Here is a 17,174-nt window from a genome sequence, read left to right on the forward strand (position 1 = left end):
CGGCCCTGCGCCTTCGAATGAAACATCGCCAGATCGGCGTTTTTCAGCAATTGGTCGGCGGATTCGGCATCGTCGGGATAAAGGGTGATGCCGATCGAGGTGCTGGTCAGCACTTCGTGATCTTCCAGCCCGAACGGCTCGGACAGGCTGGCGATGATGGTGTCGGCGACGTGACCGGCCCCTTCCGCACCGCTGAGATTGGTCAGGATCACCGCGAATTCGTCGCCGCCCAGCCGGGCAACGGTGTCGGTCTCGCGCAGGCAGCGGGCCAGCCGCCGTGCCACCGCCGTCAGCAATTGATCGCCGATATGGTGGCCCAGCGTGTCGTTGACGTCCTTGAATTTGTCGAGGTCGAGGAACAGCAGCGCCAGCCGGGTTTGCGTCCGCCGCGCGCTGGCCAGCGCCTGACGCAATCGCTCCTGGAACAAGGCGCGATTGGGCAGCTCGGTCAGCGAATCGTGATGGGCCAGATGCTGGATGCGGGCGGCGCTCAGTTTGCGCTCGGTGATGTCGCGGCCCACCACCACCAGCCCTCGGCGATCGCCTTCGGCGGTGAACAGCGGAACCTTGGTCATATCGAAGATACGCGGACCGCTGGGCGACGGCATCGTCAGCTCGAAGGTCAGGGTGCGGCCCTGTCGCCACGCCACCTCGTCACTGTCGCGGGTCGCCAGCAGAAAATCGTGATGTTCGGTGGTCATCCGCGCCAGTTCGCGGGCGGAGCGGCCGACATAATCGCGACCGCGCAGTCCGACCATTTCCAGACAGACCCGGTTGGCGATCAGCCAGCGGCCATTGCCATCCTTGAGACAGACCAGATCGGGCAGGGCATTGATGAGGGTGATCAGCCATTCCTTCTGCTGGCGCAATTCCTCCTCGCCCGCCTTGCGGGCGGTGATGTCGTGGCCGATCGCGATGAACAGGTCCTGACCGCCCAGTTGCATCGACGACAGCGACAGTTCGAGGAACAGCCGCGCGCCGCCCTTCAGAACCCCGATCACCTCGGTGCGATGGTCGAGATAGGGCGCGGAGAGGATCGTGCCGTCGGGTCCGGCCAGTTCGGGGATCAGGGTGGCGACGGAGCGACCGACGATCTCGGACGGGGAATAGCCGAAAATGCTCTCGGCCGCCGGGTTATAGGTGCCGATGCTGCCATCCTCGCCAAAGGTGATGATGGCGTCGGCGGTGTTGTTGACGATGGCGCGGTTGTGCAGTTCGGACAGCCGGTAATTGTCGGCCAGGGCCTCCATCGTCCGGGCCTGACGGCGCAGTACCGCCTCGCGCGCGGCCATCGGGGTGATGTCGAACACCTGGATCAGGCAACAGCGGCGGCCGTCATCACTGACCGGGCGGATCACCACGATCTGGTGCATCGGCTCGGGGCGGTCGGGATCGCCCGCCCGGCGCATCAGCGGGAACAGCGTCTTGTTCAGCGACGAGGAGAGCAGGGCCGACAGGCCCTCATCCAGCGCCTGATCGATCGCCGGTCCAATCCGTGTCGCGGCGACGGCGGGGAACAGGGTGGCCAGGGTCGAGCCCAGCGCGTCCTGGGCCTTGACCCCCGAGGCGTGGACCATCCAGGCGTTCCACAGCAGAATGCCGCGATCGGGGGCAAGCAGAACCAGACCGATTTCACCCGCGTCGGTTAGGGTCTGTAACAGGGGGCTAACGGCCATGGGCTGAATTATCCCGCCACGACCCGTGCGACATAGGCGGACACTGTTGCCGCGAAGCTATGGGCCGAAACGATATCCATCACGAAGGCAAGATAGCCCCGGACACCCTTCGCCGCGACAGAGAAATCAACCTGGAGGAACATCACCAGTTCGGATTCGACGTTTTTGCTGTCGAGGATGCTGGCCCCGCGTCCGCAGACATAGGTTGGCAGCGAGCTTTCGATCGTCAGTCCCAGCTGATTGGCCAGACTACCCAGGCAGGCGTTGAGGATGATGTTGCCAACCTCGATCAGCGCCTCTTGTTCCAACTCGGTCAATTGATCGAGGGGCACGGTGTCGGCCAGCATCGAGCGGACCAGATCGAGGCTTTTCCGCTCGGGGAAGATCAGCAGGATATCGCCCGAGAAATTGCTGTGGAATTCCTGGCGGACCGCGACCGACAGACCGCCGCCGGTGGCTTCGTCCAGCCGGGTGGCGCTTTGGTCGGGAGTGAGGAATTCAACGAAGGGCACCGACAGCGCGACCTCGTCTTCGACCAGCCGGGACAGCGACGCGGCCGCCTGACCGACGGCGATGTTCAGGATTTCGGTGACGGCATCGTGCTCGATATCGCCGATGATAGAGGTCATGACGGCCCCCTCTGGCTTTCAAGGAAGTGGACCAGAGCCTCTTCTCGTAACGGCTTGATCAGGAAGCCCACGCCGATGCGATCGGCCTGTTCGCGGATGGGGTCCTGGATATTGGCGGTCAGCAGGCTGATGGCGGCGTCCGGATAGCTTTGACGCAAATGCTCGGCGGCGGCCATGCCGCCAATGCCGGGCATGTTGACGTCCATCAGCACGAAATCAGGAGGAGCATCGACGGCGCGGGACAGGGCTTCCTCGCCGCTGGCCGCCTCGACGATTCGCCAGGTCGGGCGTAAGCGCATGATCGCCGCTCCGGTCATCATTCGTGCGACCCGGCTGTCGTCGACCAGCAGAATCGTCATGTCGGTCATACCATGATTTCTCCAAGCGGTCCCCGGGCCGCACGGTCGAGCGTGCCGGGGCGGTCATGATTCTATGATCGACCCTGCGGTCAGCCGCAAGGGTAAAGTCCTTCTAAATAGTAGTGCCGTGGCGAATCGGGCTGCGTGCGGTGGGGGGAGGCGGCATAACCCATTCGGAGAGCCGGGTACAAAATCGAATTGACACCATCAGACGTCGATGCAAAAGTACCTCCCGTTATCAGGGGGGCGGCTAAGGGGAATGCCCAGACAATCGACAGATCGGTGATGCGTTCAGGTTAAGTCCGTGTATCCCGGTCTTTCACTGCGTCTGCGGCATGCTTTCCTCAAATTCGTGTACCCGGTTGTCGTTGCGGATTTCGGCCGCATCTGCCCACGGTCGGGCATACAGCGGCGAATGCAGTGATGCGCGCCAGCGATGGGAGGCGGACCGGCCTTGGCCGGTTCACCCCAAAGTGAGAGGCAGCGCTCCAGCGAAGGGTTTGATGTCGACTGACAGGGGATCGTCAGTTTCGGCAGAAGAGTTTGTCGTGGCACGGTATCGCCATGACAGGCCCAGCCGCGCGGGACGTGCGCGGCAACCACTTTGGAGTGTAGACTCATGGCTGAGAAGAGAAGCTTGTCGGGCCTGACCGAAGAGGAAGCGGTCGAGGTTCATGATCAGTTCAAGACCACCTTCAGCGCTTTCCTGATCATCGCCGCCGTCGCGCACGTGCTGGTGTGGGTCTGGAAGCCCTGGTTCTGATTTAGACCAATTCCTTAGGGGGATTTTCCTATGAGCAATCCGAAAGACGATTACAAGATTTGGCTGGTCATCAATCCGTCGACCTGGCTGCCCGTGATCTGGGTTGTCGCCGTCGTCGTGGCGATCTCCGTTCACGCCGCCGTTCTGGCCGCTCCGGGCTTCAACTGGATCGCCCTCGGTGCCGCTAAGAGCGCCGTGAAGTAATTCACTCTTAACAGAGTGCCTTACTGAACGGTTGCGGACGGAATTTGAGCATTTGGCTCGAGTTCCGTCCGCAGCTATTTCTGGGCCATGCTGGCGTTCGTTTTCGCCTCGGCCCTTCCGTCCCCGGCCTGATCACACGGATCCGCCCCGCGACGGTGTTTCCAAGCGTCCCTCGTCCTCCCTTTCTTCTCTTGGGGCAGATCGCCATTGGCCTGTTCGCGGCCCTCGTGGGTCTGTCGCTGTGTCCGCCGGGTGCGGGCTGTGGCTGACAAAATGACGGGTCTGGGCCGTTTTGCGGCCCATTCGTATCGGTTGGGGCGGTTTTGCTGGCCCGGCGCGGCGTTTGGCCTTGTGGCGGGGTGGGCGATGGGGGGGCTCTGCGCCGAGGATGCTGCGTCAATGAAGTGTTGTCTTCATTGCGTGTCTTGTGTCTAATAAAATACTCTTTTTAGGGTGCCACCCTCCGGGGGCAGTCGTCCTACCCTCTCGGGCGAAGATCAAAGTTTTGCGTCAGGCCAAAATGGAATTGACAGGGCAGGGCGTCGGTGCAAGATTACAGTCCGTTAATGAGGCCTTGCAACGACGAGTTCCGCCGTTGCCCCCCATTATCTTGGAGTTCAAAACATGGCTGAAAGAAGCTTGTCGGGTTTGACCGAAGAAGAAGCGGTCGAGGTCAATGACCAGTTCAAGACCACCTTCTCCGCGTTCCTGATCCTCGCCGCCGTCGCGCACGTGCTGGTGTGGGTTTGGAAGCCCTGGTTCTGATTTTCGACTTTTCTTAGGGGGATAATCCTATGAGCAATCCGAAAGACGACTACAAGATTTGGCTGGTCATCAATCCGTCGACCTGGCTGCCCGTGATTTGGGTTGTCGCCGTTGTCGTGGCGATCTCCGTTCACGCCGCCGTTCTGGCCGCTCCGGGCTTCAACTGGATCGCCCTGGGCGCTGCCAAGAGCGCCGTGAAGTAATTCACTCTTAACAGAGTGTTTTATTGAACGGGTTGCGGACGAGACTTGAGCGTAGCGCTCGGTCTCGTCCGTAGCTTTTTAGGGGTCGCTTTCCGTAAGCATCCCTCCGTCGTCGTCGCGACGACACGCGGGTTTTGCCCGCTCCTTTGCCGCATAGCGGCCTTTCCAGTCTTATCGCCGCCGGATCAATCCGCTCCGTCACCGGGGCCGGATCGCGCTCTGCTGCCGCCCCCAATCCCCGATCTTTTTTAAAACGAAGGGGGTTCGGGGCTTTGCCCCGACCGGGTGCGGGCGGGAGCCCGCCAGGACTCAGGCCCGAGTACGGGCGGGAGCCCGCCTTAGCAACTCCCCGACCGTCATCGCGGACGGCGGGGCGGGGTCTTGCCCTTCGCCAAGGGAGCGGGGCGGCGCTGCGGTGCGGCGGGGCCGGGGCGGCTGCCGCCACGGGGGACGAGATGATGCGGGCCGGAGCCAATCAGATCGGCGCGGCCCATCTTCATCAGCGCCTCGCGCAGGATCGGGGCGTTCTCGGGATCGTGCCAGCGCAGGAACGCCTTGTGGAGGCGACGCTGGCGCAAGCCCTTGGCGGTAAAGACGGTGGTGCCGTCGCGGGTGATCGGGCGGAGGGGGTTGCGATCGCTATGATACATCGCGGTCGCCAGCGTCATCGGCGTGGGCAGAAAGGTCTGGACCTGATCAAGCCGGTAATCGTTGCGCTTCAGCCACAAAGCGAGGTTCAGCATGTCCTCGTCGGTGGTGCCGGGATGGGCGGCAATGAAATAGGGGATCAGCCGCAACCGTTTGCCCGAGCGGCGTGCCGAGGCTTCGAACAGGGTGCGGAAGCGTTCGAACACCTCGACTCCCGGCTTCATCATCAGGGAGAGCGGCCCCTGCTCGGTATGTTCGGGGGCGATTTTGAGGGTACCGCCGACATGGTGGCGGACCAGTTCATCGACATAGGCCGGGCTGTTGAGCGCGATGTCGTAGCGAACGCCCGAGGCGACCGAGACGGTGTGAACTCCCGGCACGGCGCGGGCGGCGCGATAGAGCGCGACCAAGGGGGCGTGGTCGGTGACCAGCGAGGGGCAGGGGGCGGGGAACAGACAGGACAGCCGCCGACATTTGGCCTGGGCGCGGGGTTTGCCACAGCCCAGCCGCCACATATTGGCGGTGGGACCGCCGAGATCGGAAATCGCCCCGGTGAATCCGGCAGTGCAATCCCGGATCGTCGCGATCTCGCGCAGCACGGACTCGGGCGAACGGTTCTGGACGATGCGGCCTTCATGGGTGGTGATCGAACAGAAGGTACAGCCGCCGAAACAGCCGCGCACGATCGCGACCGAGAAACGGATCATTTCCCACGCCGGAATGCGGCCGCTTCCGTGGCCGGGATGGGGGGCGCGGGCATAGGGCAGTTCGTGGACGGCGTCGAGATCGGGGGTGGCGAGCGGTAGTGGCGGCGGGGCCAGCCACACCTCTTTGTCACCGTGGCGCTGCACCAACGGGCGGGCGTTGAGAGGGTTGGTCTCGGCGTGCAGTACCCGCGTCGCGTGGGCGTACAGCACCGGATCGTCGCGCACCTGCTCGAACGCGGGCAGCCGCACCACCACCCGGTCGGGATCGGCAGCGGTGGCGGGGGGCGGTGGGTGGATGCCGTCCAGCCCGCTTTCGTCGATCACGGTCCAGCCGTCGGGGACGCCGTCGCGCACCGTCGCGGTGCCACGAATATCGCCCATGGTGCGGAGAGACTGACCCGCCGCGGCGCGGTGGGCGATCTCGATCACCGCCCGCTCGCCATTGCCGAACACCAGCAGGTCGGCCTTGGAATCGAGCAGGATCGAGCGGCGCAGCTTTTCTGACCAGATGTCGAAATGGGCGACCCGGCGCAAGCTGGCTTCGATCCCGCCCAGCACGATGGGGACATCGCGGAACGCTTCGCGACAGCGTTGGGCATAGACGATCACGGCGCGGTCGGGCCGACGGCCGCCTTCGCCGCCGGGGGTATAGGCATCGTCGGAGCGGATGCGACGGTCGGCGGTATAGCGGTTGACCATCGAATCCATGTTGCCGCCGGTGACGCCGAAGAACAGCCGGGGCCGCCCCAACGCCGCGAAGGCGTCGGGGCTGTTCCAGTCGGGCTGGGCGATGATGCCGACCCGAAAGCCTTCGGCCTCAAGGACGCGACCGATCACCGCCATCCCAAAACTGGGATGGTCGACATAGGCGTCGCCGGTGATCAGCACGACATCGCAGGACTCCCAGCCGAGGAGGTCCATCTCGGCACGGGTCATCGGCAGATACGGGGCCGGTTGGCGCGGTTTCGACCGCGAGAACAAGGCCGGAAGCGAGGTCAGATCCTGCACGCGGCCTACATCCGCTCCAACTCGTCGATGAAGCCGATCACGACGTCCAGCCCCTGACGCCAGAAATCGGGATTGGCGGCATCCAGTCCGAACGGGGCCAGCAGGTCGCCGTGGCGAAGCGTGCCGCCCGCCCGCAACATGTCGAGATAGCGGTCTGGGAAGTTGGGAACGCTGCCCGTTTCATAGGCCGAATAGAGCGAATTGACCAAGCAATCGCCGAATGCATAGGCATAGACATAGAAGGGCGAATGGACGAAGTGGGGGATATAGGCCCAGTAGTTTTTGTATTCCTCGTCAAAGCGGAAGGTCGGCCCCAGACTGTCGGTCTGGACCTGCATCCACAATTCGCCGATCCGCTCGGGCGACAGCTCGCCCTGGCGGCGTTCCTCGTGCACCAGCGATTCGAAATCGTAAAAGGCGATCTGGCGGACGACGGTATTCAGCATGTCCTCGACCTTGCCCGCCAGCATGATCCGCCGCCGCTTGGGGTCGGTCTCGCGGCCAAGCAGGGCGCGGAAGGTCAGCATCTCGCCGAACACCGAAGCGGTCTCGGCCAGGGTCAGCGGGGTATCGGACATCAGCCCGCCCTGACCACCCGCCAGAATCTGGTGAACGCCGTGGCCCAGTTCGTGGGCCAGCGTCATCACGTCGCGGGTGCGGCCCATGAAATTGACGAGCAGATAGGGGTGGGCCGACGGCACGGTGGGGTGGGCGAAGGCCCCGGGCGACTTGCCGGGCCGGGCGGGGGCGTCGATCCACTTATTGTCGAAGAAGCGGCGGCCCAGCGCTTCCATCTCGGGGGAGAAGGCGCCATAGGCCCCGAGCACGAGGTCGCGCGCCTCGGTCCAGCTATAGAGACGGTCGTTATCGTCGGGCAGGGGGGCGTTGCGGTCCCAGTAATCGAGCGTCTCGACTCCGAACCACTTGGCCTTCAGGGCGTAATAGCGGTGGGCCAGCTCGCCGTAACAATCCTTGACCGCCGAGGCCAGGGCATCGACGACGTGATCTTCGACCTGATTGGACAGGTTGCGATAGGATTGCGGACGGGGATAACGCCGCCAGCGGTCGTCGATCTCCTTTTCCTTGGCCAGGGTATTGGTGATCAGCGCGAACAGCGAAGCGTTCTCGCCCAGAACCTGTCCCAGCGACTTTGCCGCTTCCTTGCGCTTGGCCCCATCGGTGTCGGAGAGAAGGTTCAGCGCCTCGGCCGAGGTCAGCTCGCGGCCGCCGATCGGAAAGCGCAGCCGGGCCATCGTCTCGTCGAACAGACGGTGCCACGCGGCGGTGCCGACGACGTGGAGGTCGTGCAGCATCTTTTCCAGCTCGTCGGACAATTGGTGGTCGCGGAAGACCCGGATGTCACGCAGCCAGGGGGCATAGCGTCGCACCTCGGCCGAGTCTTGCCATCGCGCCAGCACCGCATCGTCCAGCCGGTTGATCTCCAGCGTGAAAAACAAGGTATGGCTGGAAATCTCGGTGACCCGTTCCTGCATACTTTGATAGAAGCGTCCGCGCTCGGAGTCGGAAACGTCTGCGGCATACAACAGTTGCGCATACGACATAATCCGTCCCAAAATGTCGCCGATGCGTTCATATTCGATCAGAGCGGCCCCGAAATCGGGACCATTCAATTCGTGTAGTTTACCAGAATGGTGTTTTTCAAATGTCTTCGCAGCTTCAAACGCGGTGGCGAGATCGTCCTTTAGGCGTGATGAATCCGGCCCCGGATACAGATCAGAGAGATCCCATTCGGGGAGAAGGGCGTTCGCAACTGCGGAAGCCTGATGAGTCATGCGCTGTCTCCTTGTGCCAGTCGCAAATATAGGTATCACTGTGTCAGGGGAACAGGGAGATCGTCGCATGGAGGATATTCGCGCCTGCAAAAGCCTGCCGGGAATGTTTTTCGACTGGGTGGCTCGGCAGGGGGACAAGCCGTTTCTGGCGGCGCGGCGTGACGGGGAATGGCGGACGCAATCGTGGCGCGCCGTTGCCGCAGAGGTGATCGCCCTTGCCGCCGGTTTGGAACGGCTGGGCGTCGTTGCCGGCGACCGGGTGGCGCTGATTGGCGAAAACCGGCCGGAATGGGCGATTGCCGATCTGGCGATCATGGCGGCCGGAGCGATCTCCGTTCCCGCCTATACCACCAATACCGTCGCCGACCATTGTCACATCCTGGATAATTCCGGGGCCAAGCTGGCGATTGTTTCGACACCGGCCCTGGCGCGGCGGGTGCTGGCCGCCGCTGCCGAGGCGCGGGCCAAGCCGGGGGTGATCGTGATCGATCCGCCCTTCGCCGACCCGCCCGAAGGAATCGTCCGCCACACCTGGGACGAGGTTCTGGCGCTGGGCCGCGTCGGCGAAGCCGAGGCGCAGGTACGCGCCCGCGTTGCCGGTCTGCGCCGCGATCACACCGCCTGTATCATCCACACCTCGGGCACCGGGGGGGTGCCCAAGGGGGTGATGCTGTCGCATGGCGCGATTTTGCATAATTGTCACGGCGCGGCGGTTCTGGTCGATGATCTGAATGGCGGGGTCCATTACGACGAGGTGTTCCTGTCGTTCCTGCCACTGTCGCATGCCTATGAACATACCGCCGGGCTGTTCCTGCCGATCTCAATCGGGGCGACGATCTATTACGCCGACAGCATCGAGCATCTGTCCTCCAACATGCTGGAGGTCCGCCCGACCATCATGACCGCGGTGCCGCGTCTTTATGACAGCATCCGCATTCGCATCCTGAAGGGGTTGGGCAAGGCCGGACGGGTGCGTCAGTCCCTGTTCCACGCTGCTCTGACCCTGGGGAACCGTCGGATCGATCAGAACGGGCGGCTGGGGCTGCTCGATTCCGTTGCCGACCGGGTGCTGGACCAGGTGGTGCGCGACAAGATTCGCGACCGCTTTGGCGGGCGGTTGAAGGCGTTCGTCTCTGGTGGCGCGCCGTTGCCGCCCGATGTCGGCCGCTTCTTCCTGGCGCTCGGCGTCACCATCCTGCAAGGCTATGGCCAGACCGAGGCGGCGCCGGTGATCAGCGTCAATCGCCCTGGCCGGGTCCGGGTCGAATCCGTCGGTCCGGCGATCGAGGGGGTCGAACTGCGCATCGCCGCCGATGGCGAGATTCTGGTGCGCGGCGAATTGGTGATGCAGGGCTATTGGCAGGACCCGGATTCGACCGCCGCCGCGATTGATCGCGATGGCTGGCTGCATACCGGCGATATCGGGGTGATCGACCCCGACGGCAATCTGCGGATCACCGACCGCAAGAAGGACATCATCGTCAATTCCGGCGGTGACAATGTTTCGCCGCAGCGGATCGAGTGTCTGTTGACCCTTCAGCCCGGCATCGCCCAGGCGATGGTCCATGGCGATCGCCGTCCGCATCTGGTTGCGCTGATCGTGCCCGATCCAGAGCGGGTTCAGGCGCTGGGTTCGCCGTCGCCGTCGCGGACGGTGATCGAGCATCCCCGCCTCAAGGCCGAGATCGCCCAGGCGGTCGAGCAGGTCAATGCCCGGCTGGCTCCGGTCGAGCGTATCCGCCGCTTCGCCGTGCTGGCCGAGCCATTCTCGGTCGAGAATGGATTGTTGACGCCGACGATGAAGATTCGCCGTCATTTGATCCGGGAAAGCCACGCCGAGATTCTGGACGGGATGTACGAGGACCGTTCGGTGCGAGCGGCGCGGCCGAAAGCCGAGGCGATGTAAGTCAGTCGGACGGGACGGCACTTGCCGCTGTTGCTTTTGCCGTCCCGGCTGCACTATGAGTCGGCCCCCGTCTTCGCCGCGCGCGGGAGCGGCCGGCGGTCCTGTCGGGCGGTGCCAATCGGTACGCCCCGGGCCGCGTTCACTTCTTTTTCAGGTGCCTTGCCATGACTCCCGCCGCCAGACTTCAGGCTGCCATCGACGTTCTGTCCGCAATCGAGAAATCGGCCAAGCCCGCCGATTCCGTTGCCGCCTCCTATTATCGCGACCGTCGCTATATCGGGGCTAAGGATCGCCGCGCCGTCGCCGAAGTGGTGTGGCGGGTGTTGCGTCGGCGCGCCCGGCTCGATTGGTGGCTGCGTTTCTTCGAGGTCGAAGAGATCGATTCGCGCAGTCGGGTGCTGGCCGACATGGCGCTGGAAGGCATCCAGCCCGACCCCGATCTGTTTCGCGGCCCGCATTCGGCCTGGGCTCCCGAGCCGGAAGAACGCCGCTTCATCGAACGGATGCTGGAACTGAAATCGCCGTTCCATCGCGACATGCCGCCGCATGTCCGCTCGGAATATCCGGAATGGATCGAGCCGCGTCTGGTCGCTCTGTTCGGCGATTCGCTCGGCGACGAAATGGGGGCGATGCGCGATGAGGCGCCGCTTGATCTGCGCGTCAACGCCTTGAAGGCAACCCGCGAGCAGGCGATCGCCGCCTTGGCCGCGGAGAAGATTCGCGCCGAGCCGACCGCGCTGTCGCCGCTGGGGCTGCGGCTGGCGTCGCGGCTGCCGCTGGTGCAGATTCAGGCGTGGCGGGACGGGCTGATCGAGGTCCAGGACGAAGGGTCGCAATTGGTCGCGCTGATCGTGGGCGCCAAGCCGGGGATGGCGGTGGTCGATTATTGCGCCGGGGCGGGCGGCAAGACCTTGGCGATTGCCGCCGCGATGGCCAACAAAGGCCGTCTGGTCGCCTGTGACGTCGCCAGTTGGCGGGTTGACCGCGCCGGGGACCGTCTGCGTCGCGCCGGAGTCCACAACGTCACCCGGCGGGTGATCGAGGGCGAGTCCGACAAATGGATCAAGCGCTCGGCCGGAAGCTTCGACCGCGTGCTGGTCGATGCGCCTTGCACCGGGACCGGGACGTGGCGGCGCAACCCCGATGCGAAGTGGCAGTTGGGCGAAGCCGATCTGCTCGAACTGATCGTTCGTCAGCGCGACATTCTGGCCAGTGCGGCGCGGCTGGTCCGCCCCGGCGGGCGGTTGATTCACGCCACCTGCTCGCTGATGACCGAGGAAAACGAGGCCCAGGTCGAGGCGTTCCTCGCCGCCCATCCCGATTATCGTCAGGTTCCGATCGACGAGGTGTGGGCCGAAACGATCGGCACGCCCTGCCCGGTGGCGGGACCGCATCTGCGCCTCACTCCCCTGCGTCATCGGACCGACGGGTTCTTCGCCTCGGTGCTGGAGCGGGCGGCAGGCTGATCGCGGCACAAGCGGCTACTTTTGCGGGTAAAGCGGCCGCGTGGTAAAGAATCTTTCGAGTCGAAGAATCGGTTTGACTCCGTAAACCGTCGGTGCAACATTAACTTCCGTTAATACGGCCCGGCAGCGGCGGACCCCGCTCGTTGCCCCTTTCGTGATGGAGTGACATACATGGCTGAGAGAAGCTTGTCGGGTTTGACCGAACAGGAAGCTGCCGAATTCCACGGCCAGTTCCAGACCACCTTCCTGACCTTCCTCGTGTTCGCCGTTGCGGCGCACGTGCTGGTTTGGGCCTGGAAGCCCTGGTTCTGATCTAGCCTTTTCTTAGGGGGTTTTTTCTATGAGCAATCCGAAAGACGACTACAAGATTTGGCTGGTCATCAACCCGTCGACCTGGCTGCCCGTGATTTGGGTTGTCGCCGTCGTTGTGGCGATCTCGGTGCATGCCGCCGTTCTGGCCGCTCCGGGCTTCAACTGGATCGCCCTCGGCGCCGCCAAGCACGCCGTGAAGTAATTCACTCTTAACGAGTGATCTACTTTGGTGACGCGGACGGACCTGAGCTTAACGCTCGGGTCCGTCCGTTGCTTTTTGGGGGCAGCGATCACGCGCCCGCAGGCATACGGCGCGGGACGTTCCGCCGCGACGTCCTGCCGGTCCGGAGCGAAGACAGAAGAAAGCCGCGATGAGGGGGCCTCACCGCGGCTTGGTCTTGTCCGCCGGCTCCATGCTTTGAGGCGGAGCGGGCCTCGTCCGTTACGACACGCCGCCGCCAAGCACCTTATAGAGGGTGACAAGGTTCGACAGGCGCGACACCTGGACCGAGATCAGATCCTGTTCGGCGCTGTAGAGCGAGCGTTGCGAATCCAGCACGGTCAGATAGTTGTCGATGCCGCGATCATAACGGGCGCGCGACAGGGTATAGCTGTCGCGGGTGGCGGCAACCAGATCGCTTTGCGACTTCATCTGCGCCGCCAAGGTGGCCTTGGCGGTGAGCGAGTTCGCGACTTCGCTGAACGCGGTCTGGATCGCCTGCTCGTACTGGGCAATCGCGATGTCGCGGCTGGCCTTGGCGCTGTCGAGGTTGGCGAAGTTCTTTCCGGCGTCGAAGATCGGCGTCGTGATTTGCGGCACGAACGACCACGCCCCGGTTCCGGCCGAGAACAGGGTGTCGAGCGTCGGGCTGGTGCTGCCGAAGGTTCCGGTCAGCGACAAGGTGGGGAAGAAGGCGGCCCTCGCCGCGCCGATATTGGCGTTGGCGGCCTTTAAGGTGTGCTCGGCCTGAACGATGTCGGGACGGCGCAACAGAACCTCGGAGGGCAGGCCGGTCGGCAAATCCTCGACGAACTGCATCCCGCCAAGATCGCGTCCCGCCGCCGCCAGCCGGGCCTCGTCGATCGGCGCGCCGACCAGCAGGGTCAGGGCATTCTTGTCCTGCTCGACCTGACGCTGATAGCGCGCCCGGTTGACCCGGGCGGTTTCAACCGCAGTCCGGGCCTGGGCAACGTCAAGCTGCGAGGCAACGCCACGCTCGAAGCTGCGTTGAATCAGTTCCAGCGAGGATACGCGGCTTTCCAGGGTCTCGTTGGTGAGGTTGAGCAGGGCGCGGTCGCCGAACAGGGTCAGCGCGGCGTTGGCGACCTCGGCGATCAGGGTGATCCGGGTTGCGCTGCGGGCTTCCTCGGTCGCCAGATATTTCTCGAGCGAAGCCTCTTCCAGGCTGGACAACCGCCCGAACAGATCGACCTCGAACGAGGTGATCCCCAGATTGGCATTGAAGCGGCGGGTGTCCGACGCCTTGGGCGGGCTGGCCTGACTGATCGATTTCGGGCTGTGGTCGGCGGTGGCCGACGCCCCGGCGGTCAGATGCGGGAACAGATCGGATTCGGATACCCGATAGGTCGAGCGCGCCACATCGATGTTCAGCGCCGCGACCCGAAGGTCGCGGTTGTTTTCCAACGCCTGTTCGATCAGGTACTGAAGCGCCGGATCGGTGAAGAACGACTTCCACGCCATGTCGCCCAGCAACGGAGTGTCGGGCTTGGCCGGGGCGGCCGGAGCGGCCTCGCTCGGCCAGAGCGAGGGGATCGGAGCCTCGGGCCGCAGGTAATCGGGGACCAGCGAGCAGCCCGAAAGCAGGGTGGCGGCGGTCAGCGCCGCAAGAAGCGGTCTGGTCATGGCGGTGTTCCGATTGGAGGGGGAAGCAGGATCAGACATCGGCAGATCCTTCCGTGACAGCGGGCGTCTCGCGCTTCTTGCCGAAGCGGCCGATGACGATGACGAAGAACAGCGGCACGAAATAGACCGCCAGGAAGGTGGCGCTCAACATGCCGCCCATCACGCCGATACCGATCGCGTTCTGCGCCCCCGACCCGGCACCGTTGGCAATCGCCAGCGGCAGAACGCCCAGGATGAAGGCCAGCGAGGTCATCAGGATCGGGCGCAGACGCTGTTGCGATGCGGTGATCGCGGCTTCGGTCAGCGACATCCCCTTTTCATAGAGATCCTTGGCGAACTCGACGATCAGAATCGCGTTCTTTGCCGCGAGACCAATGGTGGTGAGCAGCCCGACCTGGAAGTAGACGTCGTCGGGACGTCCGGCCAGGGTTACCGCGCCGACCGCGCCCAGCACGCCGAGCGGGACCACCAGCATCACCGCGAACGGGATCGACCAGCTTTCATACAGCGCCGCGAGGCAGAGGAACACCACCAGCACCGAGATGCTGTAGAGCGCCGGGGCCTGCGATCCGGCCAGCCGTTCCTCGAAGGACAGGCCGGTCCATTGATAGCCGATGCCGGGCGGCAGTTTGGTCGCCAATTCTTCCATGATCGCCATCGCCTCGCCCGAGGAATGGCCCGGGGCGGCTGCCCCCATGATCTCGCGCGAGGGCACGCCGTTATAGCGTTCGAGCTGGGGCGAGCCGAATGACCAATGCGCGGTGGCAAAGGTCGAGAACGGCACCATCTGGCCGGTGGCGTTGCGCACCTCCCAGCGATTGACGTCCTCGGGCTGCATCCGGAACGGGGCGTCGGCCTGGATATAGACCTTCTTGACCCGGCCCTTTTCGATGAAATCGTTGACGTAGGCCGAACCCCACGCCGCCGACAGGGTGGAATTGATCGTGGACAGCGACAGACCCAAGGCCGACGCTTTTTCCCGATCAACCGACACCTTGTATTGCGGGGTATCTTCCAACCCGTTGGGGCGCACGCCCACCAGGGCCGGATTCTGCGAGGCCATGCCGAGAATCTGGTTGCGGGCCTGCATCAGCGCTTCGTGGCCGACCCCACCCAAATCCTGCAACTGGAAGTCAAAGCCGTTGGCGTTGCCGAGTTCGATCACCGCAGGCGGGGCGAAGGCGAACACCATCGCGTCCTTGATCTGCGACAGATTGGCCATGGCGCGTCCGGCGATCGCCTTCACCTTCAGGTTGGGGCTGGTGCGTTCGCTCCAATCCTTCAGACGGATGAAGGCCATGCCGGCATTCTGGCCGCGTCCGGCGAAATTGAAGCCAGCCAGGGTGAAGATGCTGTCAACCGTGTCCTTTTCCTGTTCGCGGAAATAGGCTTCGACCTTCGACATCGTTTCGGCTGTGCGTTCGCGGGTCGCTCCGGCCGGGGTCTGGACCTGGACGAACATCAGCCCCTGGTCTTCCTCGGGCAGGAAGGCGGAGGGCAGGTTGATGAACATCACCGCCAGACCGGCTATCAGCACAGCATAGACCGCCAGCGACGGCACCACCCGGCGCAGAACGCCACGGACGCCGGTGATGTACATCGACCGGCTGCGGTCGAAGTTCCGGTTGAACCAGCCGAAGAAGCCGTGCGACGACAGGCCGTGGCCGCGTTCGACCGGCTTCAGGATCGTGGCGCACAAGGCCGGGGTCAGGATCAGCGCCACCAGCACGGACAGACCCATCGCCGACACCAGGGTCAGCGAGAACTGGCGATAGATCGCGCCGGTCGAGCCGGTGAAGAACGCCATCGGCACCAGAACCGCCGACAGCACCAAGGCGATACCGATCAGCGCCCCGGTGATCTGATCCATTGATTTTCGGGTGGCTTCCTTGGGCGACAGCCCTTCCTCGCTCATCACGCGTTCGACATTCTCGACGACGACGATCGCGTCATCGACCAGCAGGCCGATGGCCAGGACCATCGCGAACATCGTCAGCGTGTTGATGGTAAAGCCGCTGGCGGCGAGAATGCCAAAGGTGCCGAGCAGAACCACCGGCACCGCGATCGTCGGGATCAGGGTGGCCCGGAAGTTCTGGAGGAAGACGAACATCACGACGAAGACCAGCACGATCGCTTCGATCAGGGTCTTGACCACCTCTTCGATCGAGATGCGGACGAACGGCGTGGTGTCGTAGGGATAGGTGACTTCCAGCCCCTCGGGCAGGACCTTCTTCAGTTCCTCGAATTTCTTGCGCACCGCATCGACGGTCTGGAGCGCGTTGGCTCCGGTCGCGAGCTTGATGCCCATTGCGGCGGCGGGGTGGCCGTTATACTTGGCCTGGATTTCGTAATTCTCCGAGCCGATCTCGATCCGCGCCACGTCCTTCAGCCGGACCTGCGATCCGTCCTGATTGACCCGCAGCAGGATCGCGCCGAACTGGTCGGTGGTTTCCAACCGGCTTTGCGCCATGATCGTGGCGTTGATCTGCTGGCCCGCAACGGCGGGATTGCCGCCCAACTGCCCGACCGAAACCTCGGCGTTTTCGGCCTTGATCGCGTTGACGACGTCGGTGGTCGACAGGGCATAGCTGACCAGCTTGTCCGGGTTCAGCCAGATCCGCATCGCGTGCTGGGCACCGAACACGGTGACTTCGCCGACGCCGTTGACCCGGCTGACCGGGTCCTGCACGCGCGAGGTCAACATGTCGGTCAGATCGACCTGGGAATAGCGGTCGTCCTTCGAATAGAAGCCCGCGACCAGCAGGAAGTTCTTGGCGGCCTTGGCGACCTTGACGCCCTGGCTCTGAACCTCTTGCGGCAACAGCGGCATCGCCAATTGCAGCTTGTTCTGCACCTGGACCTGGGCGATGT

General features: G+C 63.9%; 15 protein-coding genes. 8 read left to right on the top strand and 7 right to left on the bottom strand.

Going from position 1 to position 17,174, the window contains the following annotated elements:
- From K678_RS14345 to K678_RS14355, 3 genes are all read right to left on the bottom strand, one after another.
- The coding region (locus K678_RS14345) for a sensor domain-containing protein (RefSeq protein ID WP_021133192.1) at positions 1–1,676 on the bottom strand (1,676 nt) is incomplete at its 3' end.
- Between the two features lie 8 nt (positions 1,677–1,684).
- Entirely contained in the window at positions 1,685–2,305 is a 621-nt protein-coding gene (locus tag K678_RS14350) for a chemotaxis protein CheC (RefSeq protein ID WP_021133193.1), read from the bottom strand.
- The gene (locus tag K678_RS14355; RefSeq protein ID WP_021133194.1) at positions 2,302–2,673 is read right to left on the bottom strand and encodes a response regulator transcription factor; all 372 of its coding nucleotides are present in this window, start codon (positions 2,671–2,673) and stop codon (positions 2,302–2,304) included. Before K678_RS14355 ends, K678_RS14350 begins: the two co-directional genes overlap by 4 nt.
- Before the next feature lie 610 nt (positions 2,674–3,283).
- On the opposite strand from K678_RS14355, the gene pufB (K678_RS14360) reads away from it, so the two are divergent.
- From pufB (K678_RS14360) to pufA (K678_RS14375), 4 genes are all read left to right on the top strand, one after another.
- Positions 3,284–3,427, top strand: coding sequence for a light-harvesting antenna LH1, beta subunit (gene pufB, locus K678_RS14360; RefSeq protein ID WP_039853350.1), 144 nt, complete (start codon positions 3,284–3,286; stop codon positions 3,425–3,427).
- Positions 3,428–3,457: 30 nt separating this feature from the next.
- Positions 3,458–3,631: a light-harvesting antenna LH1, alpha subunit gene (gene pufA / locus K678_RS14365; protein WP_021133196.1), complete on the top strand. Its 174-nt coding sequence runs from the start codon at positions 3,458–3,460 to the stop codon at positions 3,629–3,631.
- Positions 3,632–4,255: 624 nt separating this feature from the next.
- Positions 4,256–4,396, top strand: a complete 141-nt coding sequence (gene pufB / locus K678_RS14370) for a light-harvesting antenna LH1, beta subunit (RefSeq protein ID WP_002725582.1) — start codon at positions 4,256–4,258, stop codon at positions 4,394–4,396.
- 29 nt (positions 4,397–4,425) lie between these two features.
- Positions 4,426–4,599 (top strand): light-harvesting antenna LH1, alpha subunit, encoded by a 174-nt coding sequence (gene pufA, locus K678_RS14375; RefSeq protein WP_021133196.1) that lies wholly within the window; start codon positions 4,426–4,428, stop codon positions 4,597–4,599.
- Between the two features lie 356 nt (positions 4,600–4,955).
- On the opposite strand, the gene K678_RS14380 is transcribed toward pufA (K678_RS14375), so the two are convergent.
- Together K678_RS14380 and K678_RS14385 are read right to left on the bottom strand one after the other, a co-directional pair.
- Positions 4,956–6,890, bottom strand: a complete 1,935-nt coding sequence (locus K678_RS14380; protein ID WP_051185949.1) for a YgiQ family radical SAM protein — start codon at positions 6,888–6,890, stop codon at positions 4,956–4,958.
- A gap of 77 nt (positions 6,891–6,967) precedes the next feature.
- Positions 6,968–8,755 (bottom strand): M3 family oligoendopeptidase, encoded by a 1,788-nt coding sequence (locus K678_RS14385; protein ID WP_021133199.1) that lies wholly within the window; start codon positions 8,753–8,755, stop codon positions 6,968–6,970.
- 67 nt (positions 8,756–8,822) lie between these two features.
- Here K678_RS14385 and K678_RS14390 point away from each other — a divergent pair, with 67 nt between their 5' ends.
- The 4 genes from K678_RS14390 (at position 8,823) to pufA (K678_RS14405) (ending at position 12,641) form a co-directional block, all read left to right on the top strand.
- On the top strand, positions 8,823–10,661 hold the full coding sequence (locus tag K678_RS14390; protein WP_021133200.1) for an AMP-dependent synthetase/ligase: 1,839 nt from the start codon (positions 8,823–8,825) through the stop codon (positions 10,659–10,661).
- 164 nt (positions 10,662–10,825) lie between these two features.
- Positions 10,826–12,127 (top strand): RsmB/NOP family class I SAM-dependent RNA methyltransferase, encoded by a 1,302-nt coding sequence (locus tag K678_RS14395; protein ID WP_021133201.1) that lies wholly within the window; start codon positions 10,826–10,828, stop codon positions 12,125–12,127.
- A 171-nt stretch (positions 12,128–12,298) separates the two neighbouring features.
- Positions 12,299–12,439: a light-harvesting antenna LH1, beta subunit gene (gene pufB, locus K678_RS14400; protein ID WP_039853353.1), complete on the top strand. Its 141-nt coding sequence runs from the start codon at positions 12,299–12,301 to the stop codon at positions 12,437–12,439.
- 28 nt (positions 12,440–12,467) lie between these two features.
- Positions 12,468–12,641 (top strand): light-harvesting antenna LH1, alpha subunit, encoded by a 174-nt coding sequence (pufA, locus tag K678_RS14405; RefSeq protein WP_021133203.1) that lies wholly within the window; start codon positions 12,468–12,470, stop codon positions 12,639–12,641.
- 240 nt (positions 12,642–12,881) lie between these two features.
- Here the strand turns inward: pufA (K678_RS14405) and K678_RS14410 are convergent, their stop codons facing one another.
- Together K678_RS14410 and K678_RS14415 are read right to left on the bottom strand one after the other, a co-directional pair.
- Positions 12,882–14,303: an efflux transporter outer membrane subunit gene (locus tag K678_RS14410; RefSeq protein ID WP_039853354.1), complete on the bottom strand. Its 1,422-nt coding sequence runs from the start codon at positions 14,301–14,303 to the stop codon at positions 12,882–12,884.
- 31 nt (positions 14,304–14,334) lie between these two features.
- Positions 14,335–17,174: efflux RND transporter permease subunit (locus tag K678_RS14415; protein WP_021133205.1), on the bottom strand; the 2,840-nt coding region annotated here is incomplete at its 5' end.

Source organism: Magnetospirillum fulvum MGU-K5 (assembly GCF_000442515.1).
GTDB lineage: Bacteria > Pseudomonadota > Alphaproteobacteria > Rhodospirillales > Magnetospirillaceae > Phaeospirillum > Phaeospirillum fulvum_B.